We start from the raw sequence: 3,383 nt of genomic DNA, 5'->3' as shown, positions 1-3,383 counted from the left end.
AAACATGTTCCCGGTGATATCGCTATATGGGTTCTGGTCTTTGCAGAGTTATTTGAATTTGGCTTGTTCTTTATCCTCTATATCGTTGCCAAAGTTCATAACCCGGAGCTATTCAAAACCGGCCCCTTAAGTCTTAATACCAGCGCCGGTATTTTGAATACCTTTATTTTACTGACGAGTAGTTACTTTATTGCCCGTTCAGTAAGAGCGATTCGCCTTGATAAAGCGCAAGAGAGCCGACGTTGGATATGGCTAACCTTAGCGTGCGCAGTGGGATACTGCCTAGTGAAAGCTTGGGAGTATAAATTTAATGAGCTTAACGGCATTGGAGTCGAAACTAATCTCTACTTTAGCGTTTATTACTACCTGACCTTCAATCATCTGCTGCATGTGTTTTTTGGGATGGCTGGTTTGCTGTGGGTACTAACCAGGTCTTACTTTGGGGCGTATTCTGCTAAGCAATATGCGGGTTTGGAGGCAGGTGCGTGTTACTGGCACATGGTTGATTTAGCCTGGATTATTATTTTTCCACTGATCTATGTGATGAGATAGCGATGATTCTACCTCTACCAAGCAAAAGGCACTTACTGCGAATTTGGCTGGCTTTACTGGCTTTGACCTTACTAAGCGTATTGACTGCTGAAACAGCGGACTTCGGTCAAATATCAGTGGTAATTGTCTGTGTTATTGTCACATTAAAAGGGCGGTTGGTGATCGATGAGTTCATTGGTTTGCGTCATGCACACCCGAAAATCAGGAAGGTCATGCTGGGGTACTTTTACTTGATCCCTACTTTAATTGTTTTGGGAGTGATATTTCCGGGAGTGATCATTTCACTCACCTCCTTAAACTAGTCTTTAAGTAAAGAGAGCTTTAATGACTAAAGTCTGTATAAATTCAGAGCCAGAAAAGTCATCGTCCCTACCGGGCGACTTTGCCATTTGGATTTTTATCCTTGCAGAGCTGGGCGTATTTTCGATCTTGTTCATCGCCTATGCCTTTGCTCGAGTATTCAACCTGGAGATGTTCGCTGAGGGGCATCAACACCTTAACCAGCTAGCAGGCATGATTAATACGATTGCCCTAATCACAAGTAGCTATTTTGTCGTCAGGGCTGTTATTGCAATTAAAGAAGGCAAGTCAAACGTCTGCTCTAGATGGATTAACTGGGCACTCCTTGCTGCCTTAGTCTATGTAGGCGTGAAGATGTGGGAGTATACCGAGACCATCGGTGCAGGATATTCTTTGCATACCAATACCTTCTACATGTTTTACTTTTTGCTGACCTTCTTCCACTTCGCCCATGTGCTCTTAGGTATGGTGATTCTGATTGTGGTATCGAAGAAGGCGAAAAACGGAGACTATAGCTCAGAAGATCACACGGGTGTAGAGACCGGTGCTTCATACTGGCATATGGTGGATTTGCTTTGGATTATTTTATTCCCACTCGTTTATGTGATTCATTAAGGAGTCAGAATCAATGAATGACATTAAAAGGGTAACGCTGGTATGGGGAGTGCTGACGCTTATTACGATCCTCGCCTCTTTGATTGGTAGTTCAGAACAAACAGGTGTGTGGATAGTTTTGGGCTCTATTCTTATGTTGATATTAAAAGGACAGCTAGTCGTCGATCACTTTATGGGGATGCGTGAAGTAATCAAACAATGGCGCTTGATTATGTCAGCGTACTGCATAGTGATCGGAGCGTTTGTCTTTTTAGCGTATTGTCTGAGTATATTTTTATAGTGAAAGTGCCCCTTGGGGCTCTTTCACTACTCTACTGCTCTGTTTCACAATAATGCGCACATAGTTTCTTGAATAAGGGTAGTGATAACAAGCCCAAACCGCCTAGCGCATACATATACATCGCTAAGTATTTGGTAAAGTTGTCGCCATCCAGTCCAACAACGGCTGCAAAGATGATCATTAGCGTCGATACAATGATTATAAATTTACTCATAATGTCCTCCTTGTCTCTCGGAAGCTTAAGAGAGCAATTGGCTCTACTTTCTCATTAAATAGTTTCTATAAGAATAGTTAGAGATTTTGATCTGATCAAATAAGAAAGGGGCGAATTTTTGAGCCCAGAGCTGAAAGGTACGCTGTGATTTTCGCGGCTAAGGCTACCGAGGCTTTACTCAGCGCCAGGGGCTGGGCGTGGAAGGTCAGTACGTGCAACTTTTGTGTCAGCCATTTCTTTCAATACGAATCCGCTCGTAAAAAAGAAAAAGGATGAGGAAGCAAAACTCGCTTTATAGACCTTAGACAAATCACCAAAGAAAATCAGTAGAATCAGAACACAAATCACTGCAGATACGAAACAAAAAAGGCTAGAGATTCTGGATGTTCTTCTTAGAAAACCCATTTTATCTTGATCTGGCATAAGCGTCTCGTAGCGGTAAAAATATGAATAGACATGGACTAAGTTAAAGGCCCAAATATACGCGGCTTGAGCAGAAAAATATATCTTAGCTAGCTTATTGTGGGGTAGGCTTGATCTCAATCAATATCGAATGTTTACTTCAAAGCGCTTAGCTCAGGTCACAGACAATGAATAAACTTTTTATAATCGGTCTGCCTAGAACGGGTACGACGAGTATTAGTGTTGCTCTATTAGCGCATAATTATAAGGTAGCGCATACCGCCTATACTAAACGTGCATTTGAATTGGCCGATGTGGTTTCAGATGCGCCATGCTTTTGTGACTATCAAGAGCTAGACCTGCTCTTTCCCGGTTCTAAATTCGTTTACTTAGATCGAGAATTAAATGTCTGGTTACCCTCGATTCAGCGCTTGCTTCATAAGATGCAAGCAAACTTGGAACTCAAGACAGGTCACTTTAACCCCGTACTTAAACGTAGCTTCCACAAAACCTTCGCCTTGCTCGATACAGAAGACCCGATTGCTGAGTCTCATTTAGAAAACTGCTATAGGCAACATCAACAAGAGGTGTTTGACTATTTCTCGGCTAGATCAGATCTACTAAAAATAGATATCAGCAAGCCCAAAAGCTTAGCGACATTGCTAGGTTTCTTAGGTACCTCAACAGAGGGCTGTGGTGAATTTCCTAGACTAAATGTGGGTAAACAGGTAGATAGCTGGAAAGAGTTCAAACATGCTAACAAAGTAAACCCTAATAGTGCGGGCAAGGAACATAGAAAATTCTTTGATTACGTATAGCGCTGTAACATGTTATTTTCCAGCTTAATAATTTCTCATTACTAAGCCAAACTCGAAATAAGGTTATCCAAAGTATGGAGTCACTCCCTATAGCAGAAATAATATTGATATCATTTCTCATGATATTTGCAGTACACCAAATTAGCCGAGTCGTTATTGGAGAAAATGCGGATACTTATCCTTCAGGCATCCTTATCGCGGG

Annotated in this window: 7 protein-coding genes; 5 read left to right on the top strand and 2 right to left on the bottom strand. The window is 41.8% G+C overall.

Annotated features, from left to right (window positions below; all coding sequences use genetic code 11):
- The 4 genes from A3761_RS21200 to A3761_RS21185 all read left to right on the top strand — a co-directional run.
- Positions 1 to 552 (top strand): cytochrome c oxidase subunit 3 family protein (locus tag A3761_RS21200; RefSeq protein WP_197473161.1); only part of this gene is annotated, 552 nt, incomplete at its 5' end.
- 2 nt (positions 553 to 554) lie between these two features.
- Positions 555 to 854, top strand: a complete 300-nt coding sequence (locus tag A3761_RS21195) for a cytochrome C oxidase subunit IV family protein (protein WP_068514314.1) — start codon at positions 555 to 557, stop codon at positions 852 to 854.
- Positions 855 to 876: 22 nt separating this feature from the next.
- A complete protein-coding gene (locus A3761_RS21190) occupies positions 877 to 1,467 on the top strand; it encodes a cytochrome c oxidase subunit 3 family protein (RefSeq protein WP_068514317.1) in 591 nt (196 codons plus the stop codon).
- 13 nt (positions 1,468 to 1,480) lie between these two features.
- On the top strand, positions 1,481 to 1,747 hold the full coding sequence (locus tag A3761_RS21185) for a cytochrome C oxidase subunit IV family protein (RefSeq protein WP_068514321.1): 267 nt from the start codon (positions 1,481 to 1,483) through the stop codon (positions 1,745 to 1,747).
- Between the two features lie 31 nt (positions 1,748 to 1,778).
- Here A3761_RS21185 and A3761_RS21180 read toward each other — a convergent pair whose 3' ends face one another.
- Together A3761_RS21180 and A3761_RS21175 are read right to left on the bottom strand one after the other, a co-directional pair.
- A complete protein-coding gene (locus tag A3761_RS21180; RefSeq protein WP_068514324.1) occupies positions 1,779 to 1,961 on the bottom strand; it encodes a hypothetical protein in 183 nt (60 codons plus the stop codon).
- 174 nt (positions 1,962 to 2,135) lie between these two features.
- Entirely contained in the window at positions 2,136 to 2,384 is a 249-nt protein-coding gene (locus tag A3761_RS21175) for a hypothetical protein (protein ID WP_068509369.1), read from the bottom strand.
- A gap of 167 nt (positions 2,385 to 2,551) precedes the next feature.
- On the opposite strand from A3761_RS21175, the gene A3761_RS21170 reads away from it, so the two are divergent.
- A complete protein-coding gene (locus A3761_RS21170) occupies positions 2,552 to 3,181 on the top strand; it encodes a sulfotransferase (RefSeq protein ID WP_068514327.1) in 630 nt (209 codons plus the stop codon).
- The last annotated feature ends 202 nt before the right edge of the window (positions 3,182 to 3,383 follow it).

The organism is Oleiphilus sp. HI0123 (assembly GCF_001635315.1).
The sequence above is the reverse complement of the archived record's forward strand: the minus strand, read 5'-3'. Positions and strand labels throughout refer to the sequence as shown.

What these genes read in the sequence shown, in the direction of transcription:
- A3761_RS21195 (WP_068514314.1), top strand. Translation starts at nt 555, where the DNA reads ATGATTCTACCTCTACCAAGCAAAAGGCACTTACTGCGAATTTGGCTG.
- A3761_RS21190 (WP_068514317.1), top strand. Translation starts at nt 877, where the DNA reads ATGACTAAAGTCTGTATAAATTCAGAGCCAGAAAAGTCATCGTCCCTA.
- A3761_RS21185 (WP_068514321.1), top strand. Translation starts at nt 1,481, where the DNA reads ATGAATGACATTAAAAGGGTAACGCTGGTATGGGGAGTGCTGACGCTT.
- A3761_RS21180 (WP_068514324.1), bottom strand. Translation starts at nt 1,961, where the DNA reads ATGAGTAAATTTATAATCATTGTATCGACGCTAATGATCATCTTTGCA.
- A3761_RS21175 (WP_068509369.1), bottom strand. Translation starts at nt 2,384, where the DNA reads ATGCCAGATCAAGATAAAATGGGTTTTCTAAGAAGAACATCCAGAATC.
- A3761_RS21170 (WP_068514327.1), top strand. Translation starts at nt 2,552, where the DNA reads ATGAATAAACTTTTTATAATCGGTCTGCCTAGAACGGGTACGACGAGT.